The 24,092-nt window shown below is 67.8% G+C and carries 26 protein-coding genes; 8 read left to right on the forward strand and 18 right to left on the reverse strand.

Annotated elements, in window-relative coordinates:
- Nucleotides 1-44: 44 nt before the first annotated feature.
- From VZL07_RS09985 to VZL07_RS10020, 8 genes are all read right to left on the reverse strand, one after another.
- On the reverse strand, nucleotides 45-812 hold the full coding sequence (locus tag VZL07_RS09985; protein WP_426755252.1) for a hypothetical protein: 768 nt from the start codon (nucleotides 810-812) through the stop codon (nucleotides 45-47).
- A gap of 178 nt (nucleotides 813-990) precedes the next feature.
- Nucleotides 991-1,746: an ABC transporter ATP-binding protein gene (locus VZL07_RS09990; RefSeq protein ID WP_426755254.1), complete on the reverse strand. Its 756-nt coding sequence runs from the start codon at nucleotides 1,744-1,746 to the stop codon at nucleotides 991-993.
- Nucleotides 1,743-2,627: an ABC transporter ATP-binding protein gene (locus tag VZL07_RS09995; RefSeq protein ID WP_426755256.1), complete on the reverse strand. Its 885-nt coding sequence runs from the start codon at nucleotides 2,625-2,627 to the stop codon at nucleotides 1,743-1,745. Before VZL07_RS09995 ends, VZL07_RS09990 begins: the two co-directional genes overlap by 4 nt.
- Nucleotides 2,624-3,688, reverse strand: a complete 1,065-nt coding sequence (locus VZL07_RS10000; RefSeq protein ID WP_426755258.1) for a branched-chain amino acid ABC transporter permease — start codon at nucleotides 3,686-3,688, stop codon at nucleotides 2,624-2,626. The genes VZL07_RS09995 and VZL07_RS10000 overlap by 4 nt, the downstream gene beginning before the upstream one ends.
- Nucleotides 3,688-4,608, reverse strand: a complete 921-nt coding sequence (locus tag VZL07_RS10005; RefSeq protein WP_426755260.1) for a branched-chain amino acid ABC transporter permease — start codon at nucleotides 4,606-4,608, stop codon at nucleotides 3,688-3,690. Before VZL07_RS10005 ends, VZL07_RS10000 begins: the two co-directional genes overlap by 1 nt.
- Nucleotides 4,608-5,810 (reverse strand): ABC transporter substrate-binding protein, encoded by a 1,203-nt coding sequence (locus VZL07_RS10010; protein ID WP_426755262.1) that lies wholly within the window; start codon nucleotides 5,808-5,810, stop codon nucleotides 4,608-4,610. The genes VZL07_RS10005 and VZL07_RS10010 overlap by 1 nt, the downstream gene beginning before the upstream one ends.
- A gap of 123 nt (nucleotides 5,811-5,933) precedes the next feature.
- Complete coding sequence (locus VZL07_RS10015; RefSeq protein WP_426755264.1) at nucleotides 5,934-6,647, reverse strand: YsnF/AvaK domain-containing protein; 714 nt, start codon at nucleotides 6,645-6,647, stop codon at nucleotides 5,934-5,936.
- 28 nt (nucleotides 6,648-6,675) lie between these two features.
- The gene (locus VZL07_RS10020) at nucleotides 6,676-7,041 is read right to left on the reverse strand and encodes a hypothetical protein (RefSeq protein ID WP_426755265.1); all 366 of its coding nucleotides are present in this window, start codon (nucleotides 7,039-7,041) and stop codon (nucleotides 6,676-6,678) included.
- 317 nt (nucleotides 7,042-7,358) lie between these two features.
- Here VZL07_RS10020 and VZL07_RS10025 point away from each other — a divergent pair, with 317 nt between their 5' ends.
- Nucleotides 7,359-8,300, forward strand: a complete 942-nt coding sequence (locus tag VZL07_RS10025; RefSeq protein ID WP_426755266.1) for a YsnF/AvaK domain-containing protein — start codon at nucleotides 7,359-7,361, stop codon at nucleotides 8,298-8,300.
- Nucleotides 8,301-8,355: 55 nt separating this feature from the next.
- On the opposite strand, the gene VZL07_RS10030 is transcribed toward VZL07_RS10025, so the two are convergent.
- From VZL07_RS10030 to VZL07_RS10050, 5 genes are all read right to left on the reverse strand, one after another.
- Entirely contained in the window at nucleotides 8,356-9,801 is a 1,446-nt protein-coding gene (locus tag VZL07_RS10030; protein ID WP_426757278.1) for a serine/threonine-protein kinase, read from the reverse strand.
- Nucleotides 9,802-9,919: 118 nt separating this feature from the next.
- Nucleotides 9,920-10,216, reverse strand: coding sequence for a hypothetical protein (locus VZL07_RS10035; protein ID WP_426755267.1), 297 nt, complete (start codon nucleotides 10,214-10,216; stop codon nucleotides 9,920-9,922).
- 65 nt (nucleotides 10,217-10,281) lie between these two features.
- Entirely contained in the window at nucleotides 10,282-12,105 is a 1,824-nt protein-coding gene (gene dnaK, locus VZL07_RS10040) for a molecular chaperone DnaK (RefSeq protein ID WP_426755268.1), read from the reverse strand.
- A 5-nt stretch (nucleotides 12,106-12,110) separates the two neighbouring features.
- Nucleotides 12,111-12,986 carry a nucleotide exchange factor GrpE gene (gene grpE / locus VZL07_RS10045; protein WP_426755269.1) on the reverse strand — a complete coding sequence of 292 codons (876 nt, stop codon included), beginning with the start codon at nucleotides 12,984-12,986 and terminating at the stop codon, nucleotides 12,111-12,113.
- Between the two features lie 98 nt (nucleotides 12,987-13,084).
- Nucleotides 13,085-13,576 (reverse strand): transcriptional regulator, encoded by a 492-nt coding sequence (locus VZL07_RS10050; RefSeq protein WP_426755270.1) that lies wholly within the window; start codon nucleotides 13,574-13,576, stop codon nucleotides 13,085-13,087.
- A gap of 211 nt (nucleotides 13,577-13,787) precedes the next feature.
- Between VZL07_RS10050 and VZL07_RS10055 the strand changes: the two genes are divergently transcribed.
- Nucleotides 13,788-15,794, forward strand: coding sequence for a lamin tail domain-containing protein (locus tag VZL07_RS10055; protein ID WP_426755271.1), 2,007 nt, complete (start codon nucleotides 13,788-13,790; stop codon nucleotides 15,792-15,794).
- A 181-nt stretch (nucleotides 15,795-15,975) separates the two neighbouring features.
- Entirely contained in the window at nucleotides 15,976-16,251 is a 276-nt protein-coding gene (locus VZL07_RS10060; protein WP_426755272.1) for a transposase, read from the forward strand.
- A gap of 27 nt (nucleotides 16,252-16,278) precedes the next feature.
- Here the strand turns inward: VZL07_RS10060 and VZL07_RS10065 are convergent, their stop codons facing one another.
- Entirely contained in the window at nucleotides 16,279-16,812 is a 534-nt protein-coding gene (locus VZL07_RS10065; RefSeq protein ID WP_426755273.1) for a hypothetical protein, read from the reverse strand.
- A gap of 289 nt (nucleotides 16,813-17,101) precedes the next feature.
- On the opposite strand from VZL07_RS10065, the gene VZL07_RS10070 reads away from it, so the two are divergent.
- Complete coding sequence (locus tag VZL07_RS10070; protein WP_426755274.1) at nucleotides 17,102-17,572, forward strand: macro domain-containing protein; 471 nt, start codon at nucleotides 17,102-17,104, stop codon at nucleotides 17,570-17,572.
- A gap of 25 nt (nucleotides 17,573-17,597) precedes the next feature.
- Here the strand turns inward: VZL07_RS10070 and VZL07_RS10075 are convergent, their stop codons facing one another.
- The 3 genes from VZL07_RS10075 to VZL07_RS10085 all read right to left on the reverse strand — a co-directional run bounded on the left by VZL07_RS10075 (nucleotide 17,598) and on the right by VZL07_RS10085 (nucleotide 20,414).
- The gene (locus VZL07_RS10075) at nucleotides 17,598-18,116 is read right to left on the reverse strand and encodes a hypothetical protein (protein ID WP_426755275.1); all 519 of its coding nucleotides are present in this window, start codon (nucleotides 18,114-18,116) and stop codon (nucleotides 17,598-17,600) included.
- A 397-nt stretch (nucleotides 18,117-18,513) separates the two neighbouring features.
- A complete protein-coding gene (locus VZL07_RS10080; protein ID WP_426755276.1) occupies nucleotides 18,514-20,100 on the reverse strand; it encodes an IS1182 family transposase in 1,587 nt (528 codons plus the stop codon).
- Nucleotides 20,101-20,180: 80 nt separating this feature from the next.
- A complete protein-coding gene (locus VZL07_RS10085) occupies nucleotides 20,181-20,414 on the reverse strand; it encodes a DUF6968 family protein (protein ID WP_426755277.1) in 234 nt (77 codons plus the stop codon).
- Nucleotides 20,415-20,786: 372 nt separating this feature from the next.
- On the opposite strand from VZL07_RS10085, the gene VZL07_RS10090 reads away from it, so the two are divergent.
- Genes VZL07_RS10090 through VZL07_RS10100 form a run of 3 tightly spaced genes read left to right on the forward strand, consistent with a single transcriptional unit; the run spans nucleotide 20,787 to nucleotide 22,349 of the window.
- On the forward strand, nucleotides 20,787-21,305 hold the full coding sequence (locus VZL07_RS10090; RefSeq protein ID WP_426750665.1) for a helix-turn-helix domain-containing protein: 519 nt from the start codon (nucleotides 20,787-20,789) through the stop codon (nucleotides 21,303-21,305).
- Nucleotides 21,227-21,883 (forward strand): IS630 family transposase, encoded by a 657-nt coding sequence (locus VZL07_RS10095; protein ID WP_426755278.1) that lies wholly within the window; start codon nucleotides 21,227-21,229, stop codon nucleotides 21,881-21,883. The genes VZL07_RS10090 and VZL07_RS10095 overlap by 79 nt, the downstream gene beginning before the upstream one ends.
- 13 nt (nucleotides 21,884-21,896) lie before the next feature.
- Complete coding sequence (locus tag VZL07_RS10100; protein WP_426755279.1) at nucleotides 21,897-22,349, forward strand: SMI1/KNR4 family protein; 453 nt, start codon at nucleotides 21,897-21,899, stop codon at nucleotides 22,347-22,349.
- Between the two features lie 219 nt (nucleotides 22,350-22,568).
- Here VZL07_RS10100 and VZL07_RS10105 read toward each other — a convergent pair whose 3' ends face one another.
- Nucleotides 22,569-23,252 (reverse strand): hypothetical protein, encoded by a 684-nt coding sequence (locus tag VZL07_RS10105; protein WP_426755280.1) that lies wholly within the window; start codon nucleotides 23,250-23,252, stop codon nucleotides 22,569-22,571.
- A 184-nt stretch (nucleotides 23,253-23,436) separates the two neighbouring features.
- Between VZL07_RS10105 and VZL07_RS10110 the strand changes: the two genes are divergently transcribed.
- Nucleotides 23,437-24,081, forward strand: coding sequence for a hypothetical protein (locus VZL07_RS10110; RefSeq protein ID WP_426755281.1), 645 nt, complete (start codon nucleotides 23,437-23,439; stop codon nucleotides 24,079-24,081).
- The last annotated feature ends 11 nt before the right edge of the window (nucleotides 24,082-24,092 follow it).

Below are 24,092 nucleotides of genomic sequence, written 5' to 3' on the forward strand. Positions count from 1 at the left end.
CTCCCCGCGAAGGAAGCGTGCCCCGATACGACAGGACGACAGGACTACTTGGCGCGACGGCGGCGGGCGCCCGCATCCGGCGCGGTGCCCGCGTCCTCGCCACCCTCGGGGGCCGCCTCGGTCCCCGTGACGCCGGCATCCGTCCCGGCGTCGGCGTCCGTGCCACCGTCAGCGTCGGCGCTCGCGCGCTCAATCTGCGGCGGCGGGTTGATGAGCGTCAGCGAGTTCAGGAACTCATCCGCGCCCGGCGCGCCGATGGCCGCGTTGTACACGGCGATGAGGTTGTAGATGCGCGGCCCCACCAGGTAGCTGCGGCCCTTCACCTCGCCGCTGGGCGACGCCAGGACGTAGGCCTTGCCCGGGTAGCCATCCAGGGTGATGTCCTCGGAACTCTTCAGCTCGCCGCTCACCTGCCCGGCGATACCCTGGATGCCGCCGGTGATGAGCGCCTCGGCGGGAACGGTGGCGACGAACGCCTCCGGATAGTCCACGGTGTTGATGAGGTAGGTCACGTTGTCCTGCGTCGTCGCGTACGTGACGAGCGAGGCCTTGTCCGTCCGCTTCGGCAGGGGCGCCTCGGCGCGCTGCGGCTGGGGCGCGGGGCCCGGCATCTTCACGGTGAAGCCCTCGGGGGCCTCCAGGACGTTGAACTGCACGGCGGGGACCTCAGGGGCCACGTCACCGCCCTCGTTGGGAACCTCCTCGATGGTGGAGGACGCTTCCCGGGTCTCGGGCTTCTGCTGACCGGCGCACGCGGCGGCAATCAGCGCGAGGGTGGCGAGGCTTGCGACAAGGCGGGACAACGGGGACATGGGCACACTTCCTGAGTGTGGTTGAACGCAGCGCGTCGTATGACGCTAGACGAACTTCCTGGGTGCTGACTACCCGACTTTGAGCCGGGAGACAGTTTCATCGCGCGCCGGACTCTACCGGAGCGTCAGCGAGAGGACGTAGCGGAGCGCCACGGATTCCGTCCCATGGCGGCCCTGACTACTCGCCGAGATATGCACGTCGGACCTCCGCGCTCTCGAGGAGCGCCTTTCCCGGCCCCGCCATGACCACCTCGCCGGTCTCCAGCACGTAACCGTAATGGGCCGCGTTGAGCGCCAGGTGCGCGTTCTGCTCCACCAGCAGCACGCTCACCCCGGTGGCGTTCACCTCGCGCAGGGTGCGGAAGATGGCCTCCGTCACCTGCGGGGCCAGGCCCAGGGATGGCTCGTCCAGCAGCAGCAGCTGCGGCTTGCTGAGGAGGGCGCGGGCGATGGCCAGCATCTGCTGCTCGCCGCCCGACAGCGTCCCGGCCATCTGCTTGCGGCGCTCCTTGAGCACCGGGAACAACGTGAAGCTCTTCTCCAGGTCCTGCTGGATGCCCGCGGCGTCCTTGCGGAGGTACGCGCCCAGCTCCAGGTTCTCCTGGACGGACATGTTGGGGAACACGCCCCGCCCTTCCGGCGCGTGCGCCATGCCCCGCGGCACCAGCTGGTGCGCCTTCATGGCCGTGGTGTCGTGCCCGTTGAACTGGATGCGCCCGGCGCTGGGCTTGAGCATGCCGCTCACCGCGCGCAGGGTGCTCGTCTTGCCCGCGCCGTTGGCGCCGATGAGGGCCACCACCTCGCCCTTGCCCACCGTCAGCGACACGCCCTTGAGCGCCTGGATGGCGCCGTAGTGCACCTTGATGCCGTCCACCGACAGCAGCGGCGCAAAGGCCTGGCGCTCGCCCAGCGTCTTCACCTGCGCCTCGCTCACGCCGCCCCTCCGTGGCTCTCCAGGTAGCTGTCGCCCAGGTACGCCTCGATGACCTTCCGGTCGCTGCGCACCTGCGCCGGCGCGCCCCGGGCAATCGTCTCGCCGTGGTCCAGCACGGTGATGAACTCGCAGATGCCCATGACCAGCTTCATGTCGTGCTCGATGACGAGCACGCCCAGCTTGAAGTCGTCCCGCAGCTTGCGGATGAGCACCATCAGGTCCGCCTTCTCGCGGGTGTTCATGCCCGCGGCGGGCTCGTCCAGCAGCAGCACCTTGGGCTGCGTGCCCAGCGCGCGCGCGATTTCCAGCCGGCGCTGCTCGCCATAGGGCAGGTTGCGCGCCTCCTCGTCGCGGCGGTGGGCCAGGCCCATGACCTCCAGCAGGTGCTCCGCCTGCCGGGTCAGCTCCCGCTCCTCCTGCTGGAAGCGCGGGGTGAGCAGCAGCGCCCGCCACCAGTCGCGGTAGTTGATGAAGGCGCCCCGCATCTTCGCCCCCAGCCCCACGCCCTCCGGGTGCAGCGCGCCCTGCGCCCGGCACGCCACCTTCACGTTGTCCAGCGCGGAGAGCGCGCGGAACAGGCGGATGTTCTGGAAGGTGCGCGCCAGCCCCAGGTGGTTGATTTGATGCGGCAGCCACCTGTTCACCCGCTGCCCGGCCACGCGCACCTCGCCCTGCGTGGGCTGGTACACCCCCGTCAGCACGTTGAACGCCGTGGACTTGCCCGCGCCGTTGGGGCCGATGAGGCCCTGCAAGTCCCCTTGCCGCACGGTGAGGTTGAAGCCCGTCAGCGCCTTGAGGCCGCCGAACTGGATGCTCACCCCATCCGCCTGGAGCAACGGCGCTCCGGCCTCCGCCTTCGTCTCCTGCACGGCTGCGCTCACGCCAGCCCCCTGCGCTTGCGGGGAATCCACCGCGGCAGCACGTCCCAGATTTCCTTCGTCCCGAACAGGCCCTGGGGCCGCGCCAGCATCAGCACCACCAGCAGCAGGCCGTACACGGGCATGCGAATCTGGTCCACCTTCTGCGCCAGGCTCCCTTCCGCGCCCAGCACGGTGAACAGCGAGCGCAGGCCCTCGGGCAGCAGCGTCAGGAAGGTGGCCGCGACGATGGCGCCCGTCGTGGAGCCCAGGCCGCCCAGCACCACCATGACGACGATTTCCATCGACTTCACGAAGGTGAAGGAGCCGGGGTTGATGATGGGCACGAAGTGCGCGAACAGCGCGCCGGCGACGCCCGCGAAGAACGAGGAGATGACGAAGGCGCGGACCTTGTACCCCGTGGTGTCCACGCCCATGGCCTCGGCGGCCACCTCGTCCTCGCGGATGGCCCACAGGCTGCGGCCGTGGCTGGAGCCGGTGATGCGCCGCGCCACCAGCACGGTGAGGAACACCCAGAAGTACACCATGGCCGGCGAGGAGGACTGCGGAATGCCGGACAGGCCCAGCGCCCGGCCGAAGGCATCCGTGTTCTGCACCACCACGCGGATGATTTCACCGAAGCCCAGCGTGACGATGGCCAGGTAGTCGCCGCGCAGCCGCAGCGACGGCAGGCCCACCAGGAAGCCGCACAGCGCCGCGGCCAGGCCGCCCACCAGCAGCGACACGACGAAGAGCACCTGGTCGCTGGCGGCCACCGGCAGGAACGAAATGGCGATGTCCTTCAGGTTCAGCGACAGCACGCCGGAGATGTAGGCCCCCACCGCCATGAAGCCCGCGTGGCCGATGGAGAACTGCCCCGTCATGCCGTTCACGATGTTGAGGCTGACCGCGAGGATGATGTTCACCCCCACCACCGACAGCAGGTAGGTGGCGAACGGGGCGTCGCTCATCAGCCACTGGAACAGCGCCAGCACCGGCAGCGCGACCAGCACCGGCAGGATGCCGCGCAGCGAAGCGGGGACGGCGGAGCGGGCCTCGGGAACGGGAAGCGCCGGAGTCTCCATCAAACCTTCTCCGCGGCGACGCGGCCGAACAGGCCACCCGGCTTCACCAGCAGGACGAGGATGAGGAAGCCGAAGGCCACCGCGTCACGCCAGGTGCTGGCCGCGTAGCCCACGACGAACTCCTCCACCAGGCCCAGCACCAGTCCGCCCACCACCGCGCCGGGCACGTGGCCGATGCCGCCAATCACCGCGGCCACGAAGGCCTTGAGGCCCACGTACAGGCCCATCAGCGGGCTCACCGACGTGTCCTTGATGGCGTAGAGCAGGCCCGCGCCCGCCGCCAGCGCGCTGCTCAGCATGAACGTCAGCGCGATGACGCGGTCGGTGGGGATGCCCATGAGCGCCGCCACGCGGTGGTCCCAGGACACCGCGCGCATCGCCCGGCCGAAGCGGGTGCGGAACACCAGGTACTGCAGGCCCACCATCAGCGCCACGGCGATGCCGAAGCTGATGACCTGCCAGTTCCACACCACCACGTCGCGGTCGCCGATGACGAGCCACTCCACCGGCTCAATCACCTCCGGGAAGGCCCGCGGCGCCGCGCCCGGCAGGAAGCCGATGTCCAGCTGGAAGCCGTAGGACAGCGCGAAGGAGATGCCGATGGCGGTGATGAGCGCGGTGAGGCGCGGCTTCTCACGCAGGGGCCGGTACGCGAAGCGCTCGATGATGAACCCGAGCAGCGCGCAGCCCAGCATGGCCACCGCGAACACCACGGCCACGCCCAGCAGCGAGCTGCGCATGTCCCGCCCGAACGCGAACGCGGTGGCGTAGCCCATGTAGACGCCGACCATCATGACGTCGCCATGGGCGAAGTTGATGAGCTTCAGGACGCCGTACACCATCGTGTAGCCGAGCGCGACGAGCGCGTAGATGGTGCCGGCGGCCAGTCCGTTGATGAGATGCTGGAGGAGCTGCGCCATTAGGGGTTGATGGTCGTGACGTACTGCGTCTTGCCGTCCTCGACCTTCAGGACGACGGCCGACTTCACGGCGTTGCGGTTGGCATCCAGGGTGACGGTGCCCGCCACGCCCGGGAAGTCCTTCGTCTGGGCGATGGCATCACGCACGGCCGGGCCGCTCAGGTCCTTGGCGCGCTCCAGGGCGGCAATCGCCACCCGGGCCGCGTCGTAGCCCAGCGCCGCCAGGGCGTCGGGCACCGCGCCGTAGGCGGCCTTGTAGTCCGCGATGAACTTCTGCACGCGCGGGTCCGGGTTGTCCGGCGAGTAGTGGTTGGAGAAGTAGCCGCCCTCGATGGCGCTGCCGCCCAGCTCGAAGAGCTTCTCGGAGTCCCAGCCGTCGCCGCCCATCAGCGGCACCTTCAGGCCCACCTCGCGCGCCTGGCGGGCGATGATGCCCACCTCGCTGTAGTAGCCCGGTACGTAGATACCCTCGGGCTGCGACTTGCGGATGGCGGTGAGCTGGGCGCGGTAGTCGGTGTCGCCCTGGCTGTAGCTCTCCACGGCCGTCACCTTGCCGCCCAGCTCCGTGAACTTCCGGTTGAAGACGTCCGCCAGCCCGATGGAGTAGGCGCTCTTGTTGTCCTGGAGCACCGCCACCTTGTCCAGCTTCAGGTTCTCCCGCGCGAACTTCGCCATCACGAAGCCCTGGAACGGGTCGATGAAGCAGACGCGGAAGATGTAGTCGCCCTTCTCGGTGACGGTGGGGTTGGTGGAGGACGGCGTGATCATGGGCACGCCCGCCGCCTGGGCCTTCTCCGCCATGGCCAGCGAGTTGGACGACGCCACGTCGCCGAGAACGATCACCACCTTGTCCTGCGTAATCAGGCGCGTGGCGGCCTGGGCCGCCTCCTCGGGCTTGCTCTGGTTGTCGTAGACGCGAACGGCCAGCTTCTTGCCCTTCACCCCGCCCGCGGCGTTGGCCTCCTTGACGGCCAGCTCGATGCCGTTGCGCGTGGAGATGCCGAACGTGGCCTGGCCACCGGTGAGCGAGCCCACCACGCCCAGCAGGATGGTGTTCGCATCCACCGGTGCTCCACCCGCCGCCTCCTGCCCCTGCGCGGCCTGCGGACCTCCTTCACCGGAGGGAGCGGGCTGCGTCTTCTTCTCGCAGGCGGCCGCCAGAACGGCGAGCGCTGCGAGCAGCATCGGGGCAAGTCGTCGCATGCGGGGCGTCCCTTCTCGGAAACTGACAAGGCAAAGCCCCGGTTTTCTAGGGGACACCTCTCCATGGGTCAAGCGCGCAGCCGCCCCGTGCCCCCGTTACGCACCCTCTGTGCGGCGCGTCAGTCAGGAGTGCAACCCGTCCACCGGGCCGTCGTGGAGCACCTCGCCCCGCTCCTCCACCTCGGCCGTCTCTTTCCGGACGGTGGCATGGACCTTCTGGAGCGCCTCGGCGGTGTACCGGGAAACCGCGACCTCCTGCCACACGTGGACCGTCTTGGTGAGCTCCACCCGCTCTTCATGAAGGGGGATGACGAAGGTACCCGCCTCGAAGGGCACCAGGCCCTCCAGCACCGGCCGGGCGGGAGCCGAGGTCGCACGCGGGCCCTCCGCGGCCACCACCTGCTCGGACACCCGCTCCACCACCAGCTCCTCGCGCCGCACGGGCACCGTGAAGTGCCGGACCTCCGTGCGCACCACCTTGTGGATGCGCACCTGCCCCGTCTCGTGCACCACGACGCGGGGATGGGCCTCCTCGCGGGCCAGCGGAATCACCAGCTCGGACGGCGTCGCGAAGTCGGCGGCGAGCACGGACTCGGTGCCGCCCCCCTCCGCGTGCCCGGCGCCCTCCTCGGCGGGTGACACCTCGTCCCGGGTGAGCCCCAGGTGCACGTCGCCCTCACGCACGTCCACCACGTCGCCGTAGCGCGCCGTGAAGGCCTTGAGCCGCAGCAGGCCCCCTTCGATGGCGAAGGTCTCCTCGCCGCACCCCACCACGGTGCCCAGCCGCGTCCCATCCGCCGTGAAGACCCGCATCCCTTCCCGTACGTCTCCGCGCATCGGCGGACTCCTTTCGTGGATTCACGGCTCACGCCGGGGTGGGCATCCCGCTCTCGTACCAGGGTTGCTCCCGGCCGTTCGGCCCCCGACGGAGCACCGGCTCCGCGTGCGGGCGGGGGCTGCCCGCTTCCAGCGGCATGCGCGCCACGGGCGCTGAAGCGGGCACCAGGGCCAGGGCGGGCGGCTGGGAGCGCCGGCGTGCGAGACGGCGCGCCACCAGGGCGCCCAGCATGCCGGACGCGCAGGCCACGCCCACCACCGGGCCTCGCAGGTCCGGACGAAGCAGCCGGTGAAGGCCCCGCACCACCAGGTGCGCCCCGAGGCCCGCCGTCGCGCCTCCGGCCCACGCGTGACGCCCGCGCCACGGCTCCCAGGTTTCCTGCCTGCTCCTCATGACGCTCTCCCGTCGGACGCTCGCGGCCCGTGGTCAGGGCACACCGCGCCGTGAAGATGGGGTGGGCCGCCGCGCCGTGAGAAGCCCCGGGAGACAGGGCAGCCAACAGGACAGGCGGGTGTTCGGGCGGGCAGGCACATGACCAGCCCAACTGGCACTGCGCCCTCGGTCCCTGTCGTCGGGCGCACGCGCTCACACCTTCCATGATGACCGGGGTGGAAGCCCCAGGGCCTCGCGCCCGCACGCGAGGCAACCACCAGCACCGGGGTCCAGGGTTTGCCAGCCGGCCCACCCGCCCCGGTCACGAGGAGCCAGCCATGTACCAACGCAGCGACATCAAGGAAGGGATGGTCGTCCGCAGCATCGACGGCGAGAAGCTCGGCAAGGTGTTCGCCGTCGGCGACAGCGAATTCCACATCGAGAAGGGCCTCTTCTTCCCGAAGGACTACCTGGTCCGGTACTCGGAGGTCAGCCGCATCGACGGCTCGGAAATCATCCTCAGTCACGGCAAGGAGACGCTGAGTCGGCTGACGGACGAGGGCCGCACGGAGGCCATCGCCGGAACGGGCGGAGGCGCGGGTGTCGGCCCGGGCGCGGTGGGCATGGGCGCCGAGCGGGCCGCGGCGCGCCCCCAGGCGAGCGTGGACACCAGCGCGGACACGACGGGAAGAGGCGCCTACGACACGGGCCTGGGCACGGAGCCCCGCGCCCGCGCCGACATGGGCACCGGCCCGGCGGGCGTGCGCGCGACGGACACCGCCACCACCGGCATGGATACGGGCACGGCGGGGATGCGCGCCGCGGACACCGCCGCGGGCGCGCGTGGCGTCTCCGGCCGCGAGGAGGACATCACCATCCCCGTGTACAAGGAGGAAGTGGACGTGCTCAAGCGGGACGTCCAGGCGGGTGAGGTCCGCGTCCACAAGGGCGTGAAGGAGGAGGACAAGGAGATGGACGTGCCGGTGCGCCGCGAGCGCGTCCGCGTGGAGCGCCGGGACGTGAGCCCGGGCCGCCCGGCGATGAACGCCTCCTTCCAGGAGGAGACGGTGGTCGTCCCGCTGCGGGCGGAGGAGGTCGAGGTCCAGAAGCACGCCGTCGTCAGCGAGGAGGTCGTCATCCACAAGGATGAGGTCGACGAGCAGCGCCACATCTCGGAGCACCTGCGCCGGGAGGAAGTGAACGTCCGCACCGAGGGCAGCGAGGAGCGGCCGCGCACGCTGAACGCCCCCTCCGACGACCCGTCGAAGCGCGGGTACTGAGGAAGGCTTCCCGGCCCCGCGCCCCCAGGCGGGGGCCGGGCCTTCGGGCACCGCGTCAGCTGGAGGACTTCGCGAGCGCCGGGCGCAGGATGCGCGTCTCCTCCGCGCCCGCGCCTCCCGGCGGGCGCGCCCACGGCTGCGCGCGGTCCAGCTGCTGGAACTCCCGGTGCCGGTTGTCGAAGTGCTTCGCCATGAGCCGCGCCAGCTCCGGCTCGCTCGCCGGGCGGCAGGCGTCCGCCAGCCGGTCCGCCATCTCCCGGGCGCTGCGGAAGCGCGCCTCGGGCCGCTTGGCCAGCGACGTCTCCAGCACACCCCACAGCGCGCGGGAGACGTGCGAGGGCCGGGACGGCAGCGCGTCGTTGCAGATGGCGTGCATGGTGGCCAGCTCTTCCGGCTTCTCGAACGCCCGGGTGCCGGTGAGCGCCTGATAGAGGATGAGCCCCATCGCGAACAGGTCGCTGCGCGCATCCAGCTTCTGGCCCCGCGCCTGCTCGGGGGACATGTACAGCGGCTTGCCCTTCACGATGCCCGGCAGCGTCACCGTGCGCTGGGCGCGCGCCTTGGCCACGCCGAAGTCCAGCACCTTCACCCGCCCGTCGAACCCCACCATGAGGTTGTGCGGCGACAGGTCGCGGTGCACCAGCTCCAGCGGCGCGCCGTCCTCGCCCTGCAGCGCGTGCGCCGCCTGCAAGCCCGCCAGCGCCTGGAACACCACCCCCACCGCGTGCGCCGTCTCCAGCGGGCCCCGGAGCGCGCGGATGAGCCGCGAGAGGTCCACGCCGCGCACCAGCTCCATGGCGATGTAGTACGCGCCCTCCGCCTCGCCGAAGTCGTAGACGTGTACCAGGTTGGGGTGCGAGAGCCGCAGGCCAATGCGGGCCTCGTCCAGGAACTGCTGGATGATCGAGCCGTCCGAGGACAGGTGCGGGAGGATGCGCTTGAGGGCCACCAGCCGCCCCAGTCCCTCCGGCCCCCGGGTCCGGGCCACCAGCACCTGCGCCATGCCTCCGGTCCCCAGCGGCGTCACCACCTCGTAGCGGCCGATGTGGCCCCGCGATGACGGCGACGCGTCCGAGACGAGCGCGTCCAGCCGCTCCAGCGCGCTCTTGCCGCCCGTCAGCGCCAGGAAGCCCAGCACGGCCGTGTCGAGCTGCTCGCCGATGGCCTCCACCAGCTTCATCACCAGCCGGCCGCCATCCTCGAAGGCGCCCTCCACCACGAGCCCCAGCCCGCCCAGCTCCAGGCTGCCCAGGGCCAGCTTCGTACAGAAGAGCGTCTTCCCGTCCTGGAGCTTGCGGACGCCCTGCCAGTACGCCGCCTCGGACACCTCGGTGCCCAGCTCGCCCAGGACGCGCGTGAGCACCGGGCCCTGCGTTCCCCGCAGGGACACGAAGCCGGCACGCGCGTGCACCAGCCGGGCGCACTGCGTGAGGAACACGTCGAGCCCGGAGTCCAGGTCCAGGCCACGCTCCAGGCAGTCCTCCAGGATGGCGTCCGCCATCCGGTGCACGGACACCAGACCGCGCAGAAAGACGACCTCATCCTCCAGGGAAGGAAAGTCCACGGGGACATTCAACACCCGGGACGTCCGTTCCGGGAAGTCAGGTCTGTCCAGGTGCTTACACCCGCTCCCGGTCCTTCCGGGCCGCGACCACCGGGAGCTGCTCGGGAGCGCCGGGGCGCAGCGCCAGGGGCGTGTGGTCATCCATGAGCCCGTGTGCCTCCAGCACCCGCTCCAGGTAGGCCACGCGCTCGCGGAGCAGCTTGACGTCGGCGCCCCCGTACTGGACCTCCTTCAGCCGGATGAACGCCTCCACCAGCGGCTTGAGGGAGAAGCGGAGGGTGAGCCCGAACAGGGGGACCCCCACCACCATCGCGGTGGTGAGGAGGATGACGACGCCTTCCATGACATCCATCGGTGCGCTCCAGGGGACTGCGCGGCAGGGCGATTACGCGGGAGCGCGCTGATGATTGCGCGCGCTCAGCTCGCCTGGCCCGTGTAGATGGCGTCGGCGATGCGGTAGGCGCTGCCCTCCAGGCGCTGGAAGGCCTCCTTGAGCACCGCCGCCTCGGAGGTGTTGAGCACGTCCTTGAGGCGCTCCAGGTCCGCCTTGATTTCCTCGCGGTCCTTCTCCGACAGGAGGCTGGCGTACTCCTCCAGGCTCTTCTCCGTCGTGTAGATGAGGCCGTCGGCGTTGTTGCGCAGCTCCGCCAGCTCCTTCTTCTTCTTGTCGTCGGTGGCGTGCGACTGCGCGTCGGCGATCATCGCCTGGATCTCCGCCTCGGACAGGCCGGAGTTGCTCACCACGCGCACCTGCTGGACCTTGCCGGTGCCCAGGTCCTTGGCGCTGACGTGGACGATGCCGTTGGCGTCGATGTCGAAGGACACCTCGATTTGCGGCACGCCGCGCGGCGCCGGGGGGATGCCCACCAGCTCGAAGCGCGCCAGCGTCTTGTTGTCCGCCGCCATCTCGCGCTCGCCCTGGAGCACGTGCACGCTCACCAGGGGCTGGTTGTCCACCGCGGTGGAGAACACCTGGCTCTTCTTGCAGGGGATGGTGGTGTTCTTGTCGATGATCTTCGTGAACACGCCGCCAGCCGTCTCGACACCGAGCGACAGCGGCGTCACGTCCAGCAGGAGGACGTCCTTCACCTCGCCCTTGAGCACGCCGCCCTGGATGGCCGCGCCCACGGCGACGACCTCGTCCGGGTTGATGCCCTTGTGCGGCTCCTTGCCGAAGAACTCCTTCACCTTCTGCTGCACGCGCGGCATGCGCGTCATGCCGCCCACCAGCAGCACCTGGTTGATTTGCTGCGCGGCGATGCCCGCGTCCTTCAGGGCAATCTTGCACGGCTCGATGGTGCGGTCGATGAGGTCCGTCACCAGCGCCTCGAAGGTGGCGCGGTCCACCGTCTCCGTCAGGTGCTTGGGACCGGTGGCATCGGCGGTGATGAACGGCAGGTTCACCTCCGTCTCGGGCGCGCTGGACAACTCGTGCTTGGCGCGCTCGGCGGCTTCCTTCAGGCGCTGGAGCGCCATGCGGTCCTTGCGCAGGTCCAGGCCGTTGTTCGCTTCCGCGAAGCGCTTGGCCAGGTAGTCGATGAGGCGCTGGTCGAAGTCCTCACCGCCCAGGAACGTGTCGCCGTTGGTGCTCTTCACCTCGAACACGCCGGCGTTGAGCTCCAGGATGGAGATATCGAAGGTGCCGCCGCCGAGGTCGTAGACGGCGATGCGCTCGGTGCCACCCTCCTGCACCTTGTCCAGGCCGTAGGCCAGCGCGGCCGCGGTGGGCTCGTTGATGATGCGCAGGACGTTGAGCCCGGCGATGCGGCCGGCATCCTTGGTGGCCTGGCGCTGGCTGTCGTTGAAGTAGGCGGGGACGGTGATGACCGCCTCGGCGACCTGCTCGCCAAGGTAGTCCTCCGCCGTCTGCTTCATCTTCATCAGGACGATGGCGGAGACCTCCGGCGGGCTGTAGCCCTTGCCGCGAATCTCCACCCACGCGTCGCCATTGGGGCTGGCGGCCACCTTGAAGGGCGACACGCCAATGGCCTTCTTGGCCTCGGGCGAGTCGAACTTGCGGCCGATGAGCCGCTTGGCGGCGAAGACGGTGTTCTCCGGGTTGGTGATGGCCTGCCGCTTGGCAATCTGCCCCACCAGGCGCTCACCCGAGTCAGTGAAGCCCACCATGGAAGGCGTGGTCCGGCTGCCTTCGCTGTTGGGGATGACCACCGGCTCGCCGCCCTCCATGACGGCGACGCACGAGTTGGTCGTCCCAAGGTCGATTCCAATCACCTTGCTCATGATGGTTACTGACTCCCCCCGGACGAGTTCTCGGTCTGCTCGGGCGCGGCGGGCGCCCCGGTGTCGGTGGCCGCGGCGGGTTCAGCGGCCGCGGCGGGTTCGGCGGCCGCGGCGGGCTCCGCGGGAGCGCGCGCGACGACGACCATGGCCGGACGCACCAGCCGGTCATTCAGGTAGAAGCCGCGGACGACCTCCTGCACGACGTGGCCGGCGGGGACCTCCGCGGTCTCCACCTGCTGGATGGCCTCGTGCATGCGGGGGTCGAACGGCTGGCCCTTCGCGCTGAAGCCCTTCACGCCATGGCGGCCGAGCGCGTCCTCGAAGGACTTGCGCGTCATGGCCACGCCCTTCTCGAAGCTCTCCAGGTCCGGCGACTTCGCCGCCGCCTCGAGCGCGCGGTCCAGGTTGTCCATCACCGGGAGCAGGTCCTTGAGCAGCTTCTCCGCGCCGAAGCGCTGGACCTCCTCCTTCTCCTTCTGCGCGCGCTTGCGGTAGTTCTCCAGGTCCGCGGCGTGCCGAACGGTGCGCTCCTGCGCCTCCTTGGCACGCTCGTGGGCCTCGCGCAGGCGCTCCATCATCTCCCGGCCCTTGGCCTGGCTGAGCTCGAGCTGCGCCTTGAGGGTCTCCACCTCCTGGCGGAGCGCCGCCACGTCCTCGGGCGGTGCCTCGGCCTCAGCGGGGGTGGAGGGAGTCTCTTCGGGGGACAGGGATACCTCGGTCTCCGCCGAGGTGGACGGGCCGGAAGCCCCCACCTCGATGACGGTCACCTCGTCCTCTTCGTCCATGCGACGCTCGACGCTGCGCACCGCCGCGTCAATGACGTCCTGCCCGATGTCTGTCTGGATTCTGCTCTTGTCGTTCGAGCCGGCCACGGCGCGCACTATCTCACGCGCCGCATGGCGCTCCAAATGTCGAGAAGGACAAAGGAAACCCGACGGCCCCCGGGCAGGCAGGCTTCACGTCCAGCGGAACTTCACGCTCAGGCGGTGGGCTTCTTCGCCTTGCCAATCGTCTTCTTGGAACCTGAAGCACCCTTCTTCGCCGTCTTGGTTGCGGGGCTCTTGGCGGCGGTCTTCTTGCGGCCAATGGACTTGGTGCCCCCCTTCTTCGCCGCGGGGCGGGAGGTGCCGGCCTTGGAGGCCTTGACCTCCGAGGCGGGCTCGGCCGGCGTCGGGGCGGGGCGCGGGGGGGCCGCCTGCCCGGCGCCCTCCTCGGGCTTGAAGGCCCGCTCCACGGCGCCCTCGACTTGACGCACGGCGACTTCAATCTTCTCCGCCGCCACCTTGCTGGTGCTGGCGGCCCAGGTGCGCAGCTGCTCCAGGCCCTCCTTCACCTTGGCCTGGTTCTGCGGGTCCTTCACTTCCTTGAGCAGGCGCTGGGCCTCGCCCCGGAGGTCATCGGTGGTGCGCTTGAGCTCGTCACCGGTGCGCTTGAGGAAGTCCATCAGCTGCTTGTCCCACTTGTTGGCCATCTGCGGTGTCCTCCATGGGGCGGACATCCCCCCGGTATCCGCCACCATTCCACTCCACGGCTGCCCGGGAGCGCAAAACCTTCCGTGATTCCTCGAGGTGAAACACGCACGAAGACGGCGGCCATTGCCTCGTGCATGCCAGCGCCGGGCGGGGCTAGAGTGCTCGCCTCGCGGGCTCCGCTCCTTGAAGCCCGCGCTGGAGCCCGCCGACATGTCGTTTGCCCGAATGGCGGGGATGCTCGCCGTCCTCACCCTGCTGTGCGCCTGTGATGGGCGTGGAAACTCTGGCGGGCCGCAGCTGCCCGCCGTCGAACTGTCGCCCACGACCGTGGGCCTCCCCTACGAGGCGAGGTTCACCGCGACCGGCGGCGAGCCGCCCCTGCGCTACACGGTGACGCCGCCTCCGCCGGGCTTCTCCTTCTATACGGGGGACGGACGGCTGGAGGGGCCGGGCACCGAGGCCGGTGACTACGCGCTCACCGTGACGGTGCGGGACGCGAACGGCGCGGAGCATGTGCGCACGTACACGCTGAGAATCTGGCCGCGAGTCGAGGTCACCAGCCTCGTGCTCCCTGCCGCCATCACGGGCAGCAGCTACGAGCACGTCCTCGCCGCCGCCGGTGGACGCCCGCCCCTGGAGTGGGAGGTGGTGGGGGGCTCGCTGCCCACGGGCCTCTCGCTCACGCCGGAAGGGGTGCTGAGCGGTCAGGCGCAGGGAGAGGGTACGTACCCCGTCACCGTGCGCGTCCAGGATGCGCATGGCGCCGAGGCCGTGGTCGAGCTCGGGCTCCTGGTGCTGTCTTCCGGGGAGCCGCCGGAGGGGAGCTTCCCGCTGTCGGTGGCGAACTGGAACATCGAGTGGTTCGGGGATCCGCTCAACGGGCCGGGCAACGAGCCGCTGCAGTTGGCCAACGCCCAGGCCGTCATCGCCGACGCGGGCGTGGACTTCTGGGGCCTGGCGGAGATCGTCAGCACGGAGCAGTTCAATGAATTGAAGGCCCGGCTCCCCGGGTACGACGGCTTCCTCGCGGATGACAGCTCGCGGGTGTCGTCGGGCACGAGCTACTACGGGGCCAACGACCAGAAGGTGGGCGTGCTGTTCAAGTCGGACGTGGTGGAGGTGCTGCGGGCGGATGTGGTGCTGTTGAGCTCCAGCTACGACTTCGGTGGGCGTCCCCCGCTCCGGCTGGACCTTCGCCTCCATCGCGAGGATGGCAACAGCGTGGACGTGACGGCGCTCCTCCTCCACATGAAGGCCTACACGAGCGAGCAGGATTACGCGCGGCGCCTGGCCGCCTCCATGGCGCTCAAGGACTACCTGGACCAGCGCCTGCCCACGCAGCGGGTCATGGTGATTGGCGACTGGAATGACGACGTGGACGAGTCCACCACGACCAATCCGGCCACCGGCTGGAAGTTTGACTCGCCGTACCGCAACTTCGTCAGCGACACGGCCAACTACAAGTTCACCACCGAGGCCCTGTCGCGAGCGGGGGTGGGCAGCACGGCGAGCCGGAGCTCGTTCATCGACCACCAGCTCGTCTCGGATGAGCTGTGGGAGAGCTACATCCCCAACTCGACCACGGTGTTGCGGCCGAACATCACGGGCTACCGGAACAACACGTCCGACCACTACCCCATCATCAGCCGCTTCAACTTCGGCCGGACGGGCGGCGGTGGCCCGGGGGACGGCGGGACGCAGTACCCGGTGTTCATCAACGAGTACCTGCCGCAGACGCACAACATCCCCGGCACGTCGACGCCGGACTACGACCAGCAGTTCGTCGAGCTGGTGAACTCGGGCACCACGGCGGTGGACCTGGGTGGCTGGAAGATTCACGACGCCAACTCGCAGGCGGGCATCGACCCCGTGCGGCACGTGTTCCCCGCCGGGACGATGATTCAGCCGGGTAAGTCGTACGTCGTGTACTCGGGCCCGACGGCGGTGCCCACGGGCGCGACGAACGCCACGGCCGCCTCGAGCGGGGGGCTGTACTTCAACCGGGGCGTCAACGACGGCAGCAGCGGCGACACCGTGTTCCTGGTCCGGCCGGACAACACCGTGCACGACAGCGCCGGCTACCAGGACACGGAGGTGGGCATCTCCTACAACCGGAGCCCGGATGGCAGCGGTACCGGGACCTGGGCGCCACACACGCAACTGTCGCCCGGCATCGAGGCTTCGCCTGGGCAACGGGTGAACGGCACGGCGTTCTGAATTTGCCTTCATCCGCGACCGAGCGCCTGCGGGCGTGGCCCAGAAGAATGTCACCAACTGCACCTGTTCGTGAAGTTGCCCCAGCTCCGCAGAGCGTTCCGGGATTTCGCCATCAGGCAACAGCCCGGAACTTCTTTTCGTAATTAACGGGCGACTTGTAGTCGAGCGCAGCGTGCCGCCGGTGCGGATTGTACCAGCCTTCGATGCCGACAAGCTCGACGAGCGACTGTGGCATCAGCAGGGAGTAAAGCTGATTGCTCCCCACCGACAAGGGCGCAAGACGAAGCCCCAAGACGGCCGCGAGCTGCGCCGATACCGTCGACGCTGGAAGGTGGAGCGGCTTTTCGCCTGGCTCCAGAACTTCCGGCGCGTCGTCACCCGCTACGAGGTGAGGGCGGAGAAATTCCTCGGCTTCCTCCACCTCAACTGCTTCCTCGTCCTCTTGAGGCGATTCTGAGATTACCTCTTCCCAAGGCCCGCTCCCCTATTTCTTCACAGCCTCCAGCGGAACGAGTGAGCCACCAGGATAAAGAACACGAGCATCACCCTTCGACACACGCGACGCCAAATTTGGGCCAATAAAAATTGGAAGCTTGTCCTTCGACACCAAGGGGCATTGCTTTCGCACAAAATTCGCAAGGCTCTTCATCATGGCCTTCAGGCGCTTCAAGTCATCATCCTCCGACCGCGTATTAAGATAGAAACGGCCTGGAATCACAGCGCCATCCTTCTCTTCGGCTCTCGTCCATTCAAGACAGACACCCGCCTTGGGGTAAACCTGAAATTCACCTTCATGCTCCGAAAGAGGTATCACCCGAGACTGAATCAACTCCAGCAGGTCAGCAGGAAAAACAATCTGCTCGGCACTCTCACACTCCCCTGCGGACACCGCATTTAACACGGGCCTATCAAGAAACCGAGACGCACAAAGTGCCTGCCAACGCTCCCTGAGGAATTCACACAGGAGCCTTTCGTCATGCTTGTCTGCTGCAATCCTGAATTGAGTACCCATCGTCATTGCCCTCCCACCACGCCTGCCTCGGTTCGACTGACCGAATTAAGGGGGGGAACCATGTATCCCGGTTTTAAGAACGAGGCCAAGTCCACTCCAGGCAAAGGTCTCGCTCTCGAGCTCACCGATGATTGACGGAGCAGACGGGACGAGGCCAATGGGAGCTGTGACGATGAGCCGACGACGCGCAGAAGGAGTCGCTTACAGGTCAGCCGCTCGATACTCTGGAACCAGGAGCGAAACTTGAGGTCCGACCGCACCAACTCGACCGCATCTGATTGGAAGCACTGAAGCGATGCCCACCCTCTTCGTGAAAGGCGATCTTCTCCGGCAGGACGGGCTGCACGCCCTCGCCCATGGCTGCAACTGCGCGGGAGCAATGGGCAAGGGCATCGCCGTGGAGTTCCGAGCACGGTTCCCCGAAATGTACGCGGAGTACAAGCAGCGGTGCACTGATGGCCGCTTCAATCTGGGAGACGTGTTCACTTGGACCGGGGCGGACGTAACGGTGTTCAACCTCGGCACACAGAGAACCTGGAGGACGAAGGCCGACCTGCAGGCAATCGAGAAAGCGGTCTCCACGATGGTCCAACAAGCAGAGGCAATGGGCATCGGGATGATTGGCCTGCCAAGAATCGGAGCGGGCCTCGGAGGGCTTCCCTGGGAACCGGTTCGTGAACTCCTGGCTCGTATCGGGGAGGCTACACGCGTGACCCTGATTGTCTTCGAGGAGTATGTGCCCGGCGTAGGTGTCACACTGCCCTGAGGACGCCTTCAAGCGAGCGGGGTGCTCAGTCCTCCAATGCCCATTCGTCAAGCCCAGCAGAAGCAAGCCGGGTGCGAACTGCGGCTACCGCAGCGGGATTCAGACCCAACCCCGCGCCTGCCGCATAGACGTTATTCAGGACGACCCCACGATCGCGCCCCGTGAGGAGACTCACGACCTCCGCGAGGTTCTCGTCGGCCATGTGAGGGTACAGCACCGCCAGAAGCGGCAGGTAGTCTGCCTCTGACACTCCATCCGGGAAAGCTCTACCAATCAAGTTCGTGCTGCTCATGAGATGAGGTGGGATGTTCATGGCGTTGATGCTCATGCTAACCGGGCTCCAACTGGAGCTCGTATTGAGCTTGCACGCCCGCCTTCTCGAGGATGACACCCAGCAACCTCGCGGCATCCCCTGGGAGATGCTCCCTCGCAAGCAGTTCGGCAGCATCTTGTTGTAGATGTTCACGTCCAGCGCGTCGAGGATGGTGTCGCGGCTGGTCTGGGCATCCTGGCCATTGGCGACGAGGTCCTTGGCGAGTTGCATCCACGCAGCGCTCTCACGGTCCGAGACGACGCGGCGCTGGCCCTTGAACGCTCTGAAGAAGCCAATGTCACTGAAGCGACGGAATGCGAACGAGGCGCGGAAGCGCGTAATAGGGGCAGCAATAGCCTGTTACGCGGTCTCAGCGCCGCTTCTTCCTCAACCGGAGAAAACGGATGCGTCGCTCAAGCAAGAATTGACGCTCCTGTTCGCGAAGCGCTTCGGGATCTTCACCATGCGCTCGAAGCATGTGATCCATCTCTCTATCCACCGCCCGTACGAATCGCGCCTCCGCCTCCTCGGTAAACCCGAACGGGAACGTTCGTGGCAGGAGCAGAGAAGGGTGTCCTAAGAACCGGAGTTCGTCCGCGATAGGCTCTAGAGCGCCGAACAGGTTAGGTCACGCCGCGAGTTGGTCGCGCGCGGCAACCTCAAGGTTTTGGACGGCCGCAAGGCGCCTGAGGTCAAAGAGGTTGCGGCGCGTGCCGCGGTAGCGGGCCTTGGGGCCCTGGCGGTTGGCGAGATGTGCCAGGCAATGCTCGACGCCGACCCGCTCGCGGAGTTGAGCGCGGCCCGCGCGCGTCTGGAGACGTGAGCGAAGGCGCTGCTGGAGGCGCTCGTCATCGCCCATCGTGACGCTGCGCCCCTTGCCGGACGCGGCCTGGGTACAACTGGGGCGCAACTTGCACGGCCCGCAGGCTTCCGGGTCGAAGTGCACGACGGCGCCGGGCTCGAAGGGCTCCACCTCGCCCGCAGGGCACGTAATGGTGCCGTCGCGGATGTTCACTTTGAAGTCGCGCTTGCCGAAGAGTCCGGGCTTCGCGCTGGCGCCTCGCCACGGCCGGCAGACGACGTCGCCGCCGCTCGCCAGTACGTCTTCGGTCATTGCGCTGTTGAGGTACGCCCTGTCGATGAGGAGGACGTCAGGGAAGAGCTCCTGGTGGGCCATGTCTTCCTGCAGTGCGCCCGTCGCCTCCTCTTCGGGGCGGTTGGCGGGTGTCACGGCGCAGGCCACCACGAGCTCGCTGTCGAGGTCGATGCCGACGTGCTGCTTGTAGCCATTGAAGCGCTTGCTCTTGCTCTTACGCCCGTGGCGCATGTCGGCGTCCTCAAGGGAGATGCGCCTGTCGGCCGCCACGCCCTGTCGAATCTGCACGCCACCCTCGGAGCGCGGCCCCAGGTCCTGTTCGCGCACCTGCGCGAGCGCTTCGATGTAGCGCGTCAGCGGAGCCGCGACGCACGAGTTCGACTGCTTCGCCACCCAGGCCATGAGGCGGTCGAGCTGTCGGCACAGGCGATTGAGTGCGTCGCCCTTCGCGTCGGGCGCGCTCCAGTCGATATCGAGGCCGGCCTTGATGCTGCTGGCCATCAGCAACGGCGCATCGGCCTGCTGGCACACCTCCTCGACGTCAGTGCCGAGCACGAGCGCCATGCCCTCGGCTATTTTTCGGCCTGCGTGGCCGAGCAGGTTGAGGGTGTCCTCAACCCGCCCGGCCCCTTCTAAAGGGCGGCTGTCCACCCCCACTCGCAGCGTCTTCGGCGTCTTCTTCGAATCGTACCCCTTCGTCCGCTTCGCCACCTCGACGGTGTGCTCCAGCAGCCGGCGGTCCATTTCGGTCGCGATGAGGCGCTCCCTGAATTGCTGCAGCCCGCCCTGGGAGAAGGCTGGCTTGTCCTCGTCCGCGCCGAGTCGGTCCAATACCATTCGCCACCGGCTGTCGGTGGCCGAGAGGCACACGGCTTCGGCGTCCGACGTCTGCGTGTAGGCCTGCACCAGCAGCGCCATGCACATCATCGCAGGCGGCTGCGGCGCTTGTCCCTGGCCCGTCTGTCGGTACATGGCCTCGAGTTCGTCCTGAAAGGCCTCGTCGAACAACTCGTGCCGATGCTCGCGCAGGAAGACGAAGAGCTTCCTGCTCTTCCCCGCGAGCTTCAGCAGGCGCTGCTCCCGTGCGCTCTGCTCCACAGCCGGCTTCCAGCGTTCCATGAGCCACCTCCGTGAGGGGGTGACCTATGCACGTAGCGCCAGCCCGCGTCGATCCTCTGCCGCTTGCCTGCTCCCTCGACCTAACCTGATCGGCGCTCTAGCAGGACTCTCGCGCCTTCAATCGCCACCCACAGCGCCTGCACCGAGTCCACGCCCACCGCATCCGCCTTGAGCTTCGAGGGACCAATGCCTACCACTTCGTATTTGCAGACATAGTCACGTCGAGAGCGGACGGGCTTAAACCACCGGACCTCGATGCTTCCTGAGCCGTCCGCCCACTCATACTTCCTAGTCGCCACAATCACTCTCGCCATGGTAGCCTTCAATCCCCGGAAGTATTTACAGCACCAGTCATTACAGGCCCTCAGGCTTGAGTTCGGTCAAGTCCCGAATCTTGTGTAGTTCATCGGGAGAGGTGGGGTGGACGCGAGAGTTCGGCGCGTGGCCGCAGAGCGACGGGGATTACTGGCCCGGACACCACATCTTCGACTTGTGGCATGGTGGTCACCCGACAGCACGCGACAACGTACTGCCTGTCCCACCTGCAGTGCACAAGGTCATCAACAAGGCATACCCGGCGTGTTACGTCCGCGGCGGCCAGTGGAGCACGGTGGGGCCTGACAGGCCCTAAGTAGGCCGCCAGAAGTTCCGAGACAAATTCCGGCCGCATGCACAGCTTCCAGGGCATGCGACCGGCAAGGAGCCCTGCCGAGCTGGGGCTGACAGCATACGACAGGCGGAAGCTGGAGCGGGCGCTGCGGCAGGCACGCGATGCCCGCCACTTCCGCCGCCTTCTCGCCATCAAGCTCATCGCCGAGGGCAAAGGCCCGGGCGAGGCCTCGCACCTGGCGGCCTTGAGTCGGCCGGCCGTCTACTTCTGGTTGGAGCGCTACCTGACAAAGCGCACCCCGTCCGCACTGGTGGATGCCCCGCGCTCAGGGCGGCCCAGAAAAGCCCCGCGTCTGACCTCTGAGCGTCTGCGCAGGGTGGTACGCGCCAGTCCCGAGAAGGCGGGCTGGGCCAGCCATGGCTGGACGGTGCCGCTGCTGTGCACCCACCTGAAGCGCAAGGGTTTCGAGGTGTCAGCCCGCACGCTGCGCCGACGGTTGCATGAGGCGGGCCTGGCGTGGAAGCGGCCGCGGTACGTGTATGCGACGGCGGCGCCTCACCCGGGGCAGAAAAAGGGGGCCTTGTTCGCCGTCTGAAGCGGCTCAAGCGCCAGTGGCCCCGGGCGGTGCTGCTTGTCATGGACAGCACGCTGCTGCGCTGGTTTCCACCGCTGCGCGCGATGTGGACTCCGGTAGGCGAGCAGGCGTTGGTGAAAATTACCGGCGAGAATGCCAAGCGCACGCTGTGGGGCGCCATCAATCCACGCACCGGCAGGCGCGTCGTCATGGCGACCCGGCGCGGCAGGCAGGAGGACTTCATGGCCTTCCTGCGTGCACTGCGCGCTGCCTACCCCGGTCGCTCACTGCTGCTGGTGCTCGACAGGGCCAGCTGTCACACCGCCCAGAAGTCTCAGCGGCTCGCCGCTCGTCTCGGTATCCACCTGGTGCTGCTGCCCAAGCAGCGCTCGGAGCTCAACTGCATGGACCACCTTTGGCGTCCGCTCAAGCAGCACGTGTCGGCCAATCGGCAGTACCCTACGGTGGAGCAGCACGTCGACGCCGCCATCGAGTGGGTGCTAGCCCTCTCGCCCCAGGACGCCCTCCGCAAGGCAGGCTGCCTCGCCGAGGGCTTCTGGCTGCGCGATTTGTTAGAGAACTTCTGGCGACCTACTTAGGTGGACTGAGACCATGAGAAAGCTCCTCGAAGAAGTCTCCCGCGCCCACTTCCCGAATGCCCCCGCAACGCCCGCGCAAGTTGCAGCCTTCGAGTCGCGCGTCGGCTGGCGGTTGGATGAGAACCTGCGCGCCTTCTACCTCCATTGTGACGGGGCAACGCTGTTCCGTCGGCGTCCTGACGCGAACTACCGCATCCTATCGCTGGCTGAAATCGAACGAGCCCGCGTTTGTATGCGCGGGGAGGATGACGACTCGATGGGGGCGGCGTCCTGGTACACACTTGTCTACTGCCAGGACAGCGACTACGTGCTGGTGGATGTGGCGCCCTCCAGTGGCCCGTACCCTCTGCTCGACGCCTACCATGAGACATACCCTCGCGAGGTTCGGCAAATAGCGGGCTCGTTTCGCGAGTTCCTCGAACGCACCCTCGCGAGTGGCGACCGCTTCTACTGGCTGGAGGAATAGGGGGTCCGCGGCAGGTAAGGCCCTCTACGTCCGCGCAAACACTGACTCCATGGTCAGTTTCCTTATCCACATTTGGAATCGTCGTGTGCCATTCCAGGTATCAAGCAACGGCGCCCAGTGGCAGGCGCTTGCTTCGTAGCAACTCCCAGACATCAATTGGCCTTCGCTTCCTTGGCGGATTGAGCCTATCACGGCGGCCGGGAGAGCCAGCTGCCCACGTCACTCCTTCGGGAGGCCCCCCAGCGCGGAGGACCGTTCCTCCTTCGCAAGCTCGGCGCCCGAGAGGATGCGGTAGCCGAGGCTCAAGGCAGCGTCCGCCTTCACAGCGTCCACCCGCACGCGGTGCCCTTCTGGTGTGATGGCGTCGACCTTGCCGTCGCGGACCATGACCAATCGCTGAGACGCATGAACCTGGTCCCCCACATCGTCCACGCGGGCATTCGCGAGTTTGCCAGTGGTGACGTCCAGAACCTGCACGACGATGGACGTGAACCGCTTCGCACCATGCACCGCGGTCCGGGCAAGCGTGGGCTCCTGCGGTCCATCCATGCACGCGATGACACCCGTGACCCAGCCCTTCGCCGGCGCGGGCTGCTGATAGACATGCAGGGTGTTCCCGTACCGGTTCGCGATGACGCTGCTCGGCCCCCGCGTCGTTCCCGAGTCCAGACGCCAGTCGTAGTTGCGTGGACGGCAGATGGCGACCGCGCGCTGATGGAAGTAGTTCTCCAGCGTGTCGACATCCGTGAACGCGTTCCCCCGCACCTCGATACGGACGATGCCTGGAGCCACCTCGGTGTCGCGGTAGCCGCCACGAAACCCCATCCGCTGGTATGGCGTGGAGCACCCGGCAACCAGCCCAGCAATCACTGCGGCCCCCACGAGCTTCTTCGTGTTCTGCATGGCAAACACGTTCACGCACGGTGGAGGATGGCGTCAAACCATGCGGCCTACTCCTCCAGGGTGAGAGAACCGCCTTGCTGACTACGTCAGCAGCGCACTTCAGTGCGCGTCGAGCGTCCAGCACGGAACGGTCCGCACCCCGTCCCGCAGCGATACACACCACCCGTTCGAAGAAGCCCATCCCATGTCGAAGACGCGCACCCTCTACCGCCCAGTTGGCCTCAAGGAGGCGGAGCTCATCCTCGCGTCCCACTGCTCGGCGTTCCCGCCCCGGCTGCCGGACCAGCCCATCTTCTACCCAGTCATGAACGCCGAGTACGCACGGCAGATTGCCCGGGACTGGAACACTCCAGACGCGGGCTCCGGGTACGCGGGCTTCGTCACGGCTTTCGACGTGGCGGCGGACCATCTCTCGCGCTTCACCGTGCGGACCGTGGGCAACAGCCTCCACCAGGAGCTGTGGGTTCCCGCCGAGGACCTCGCCACCTTCAATCGCCACATCCAGGGTCCCGTGCGCTTCACGGAGGCATGGTATGGCGCTGAGTATCGCGGTCCGGCCACCCCACTGGGTCCCCTGGAGAGCCAGCTACGCGCGCTGCTCGACCAGAGCGCTGACACCCTGCCCCGGCTTCAGGAGCTGCTCCAGGCCAACACCGCCGCCTGTCTCTTCAACTTTGCCTGGTGGTCCTCCACCCCGGCGGCTGCACAGGGCCTGGAGCCGTCCGACCACCTCCGCCTGCTCGACCGCATCCGCGAAGCCTGGGTGGCCCTGTACCCCACATGGCCGCTTCCCGCCTCGGGTGCGAATCGTCACACGGCCGCACAATGAAAATGCGGCCC

Origin of the sequence: Pseudomyxococcus flavus (genome assembly GCF_050038885.1) — a bacterium.
GTDB classification, from domain to species: domain Bacteria; phylum Myxococcota; class Myxococcia; order Myxococcales; family Myxococcaceae; genus Myxococcus; species Myxococcus flavus.

What these genes read in the sequence shown, in the direction of transcription:
- VZL07_RS09985 (WP_426755252.1), bottom strand. Translation starts at nt 812, where the DNA reads ATGTCCCCGTTGTCCCGCCTTGTCGCAAGCCTCGCCACCCTCGCGCTG.
- VZL07_RS10000 (WP_426755258.1), bottom strand. Translation starts at nt 3,688, where the DNA reads ATGGAGACTCCGGCGCTTCCCGTTCCCGAGGCCCGCTCCGCCGTCCCC.
- VZL07_RS10005 (WP_426755260.1), bottom strand. Translation starts at nt 4,608, where the DNA reads ATGGCGCAGCTCCTCCAGCATCTCATCAACGGACTGGCCGCCGGCACC.
- VZL07_RS10010 (WP_426755262.1), bottom strand. Translation starts at nt 5,810, where the DNA reads ATGCGACGACTTGCCCCGATGCTGCTCGCAGCGCTCGCCGTTCTGGCG.
- VZL07_RS10015 (WP_426755264.1), bottom strand. Translation starts at nt 6,647, where the DNA reads ATGCGCGGAGACGTACGGGAAGGGATGCGGGTCTTCACGGCGGATGGG.
- VZL07_RS10020 (WP_426755265.1), bottom strand. Translation starts at nt 7,041, where the DNA reads ATGAGGAGCAGGCAGGAAACCTGGGAGCCGTGGCGCGGGCGTCACGCG.
- VZL07_RS10025 (WP_426755266.1), top strand. Translation starts at nt 7,359, where the DNA reads ATGTACCAACGCAGCGACATCAAGGAAGGGATGGTCGTCCGCAGCATC.
- VZL07_RS10030 (WP_426757278.1), bottom strand. Translation starts at nt 9,801, where the DNA reads ATGGCGGACGCCATCCTGGAGGACTGCCTGGAGCGTGGCCTGGACCTG.
- VZL07_RS10035 (WP_426755267.1), bottom strand. Translation starts at nt 10,216, where the DNA reads ATGGATGTCATGGAAGGCGTCGTCATCCTCCTCACCACCGCGATGGTG.
- dnaK (WP_426755268.1), bottom strand. Translation starts at nt 12,105, where the DNA reads ATGAGCAAGGTGATTGGAATCGACCTTGGGACGACCAACTCGTGCGTC.
- VZL07_RS10050 (WP_426755270.1), bottom strand. Translation starts at nt 13,576, where the DNA reads ATGGCCAACAAGTGGGACAAGCAGCTGATGGACTTCCTCAAGCGCACC.
- VZL07_RS10055 (WP_426755271.1), top strand. Translation starts at nt 13,788, where the DNA reads ATGTCGTTTGCCCGAATGGCGGGGATGCTCGCCGTCCTCACCCTGCTG.
- VZL07_RS10065 (WP_426755273.1), bottom strand. Translation starts at nt 16,812, where the DNA reads ATGACGATGGGTACTCAATTCAGGATTGCAGCAGACAAGCATGACGAA.
- VZL07_RS10070 (WP_426755274.1), top strand. Translation starts at nt 17,102, where the DNA reads ATGCCCACCCTCTTCGTGAAAGGCGATCTTCTCCGGCAGGACGGGCTG.
- VZL07_RS10075 (WP_426755275.1), bottom strand. Translation starts at nt 18,116, where the DNA reads ATGCAACTCGCCAAGGACCTCGTCGCCAATGGCCAGGATGCCCAGACC.
- VZL07_RS10080 (WP_426755276.1), bottom strand. Translation starts at nt 20,100, where the DNA reads ATGGAACGCTGGAAGCCGGCTGTGGAGCAGAGCGCACGGGAGCAGCGC.
- VZL07_RS10085 (WP_426755277.1), bottom strand. Translation starts at nt 20,414, where the DNA reads ATGGCGAGAGTGATTGTGGCGACTAGGAAGTATGAGTGGGCGGACGGC.
- VZL07_RS10090 (WP_426750665.1), top strand. Translation starts at nt 20,787, where the DNA reads ATGCGACCGGCAAGGAGCCCTGCCGAGCTGGGGCTGACAGCATACGAC.
- VZL07_RS10100 (WP_426755279.1), top strand. Translation starts at nt 21,897, where the DNA reads ATGAGAAAGCTCCTCGAAGAAGTCTCCCGCGCCCACTTCCCGAATGCC.
- VZL07_RS10105 (WP_426755280.1), bottom strand. Translation starts at nt 23,252, where the DNA reads ATGCAGAACACGAAGAAGCTCGTGGGGGCCGCAGTGATTGCTGGGCTG.
- VZL07_RS10110 (WP_426755281.1), top strand. Translation starts at nt 23,437, where the DNA reads ATGTCGAAGACGCGCACCCTCTACCGCCCAGTTGGCCTCAAGGAGGCG.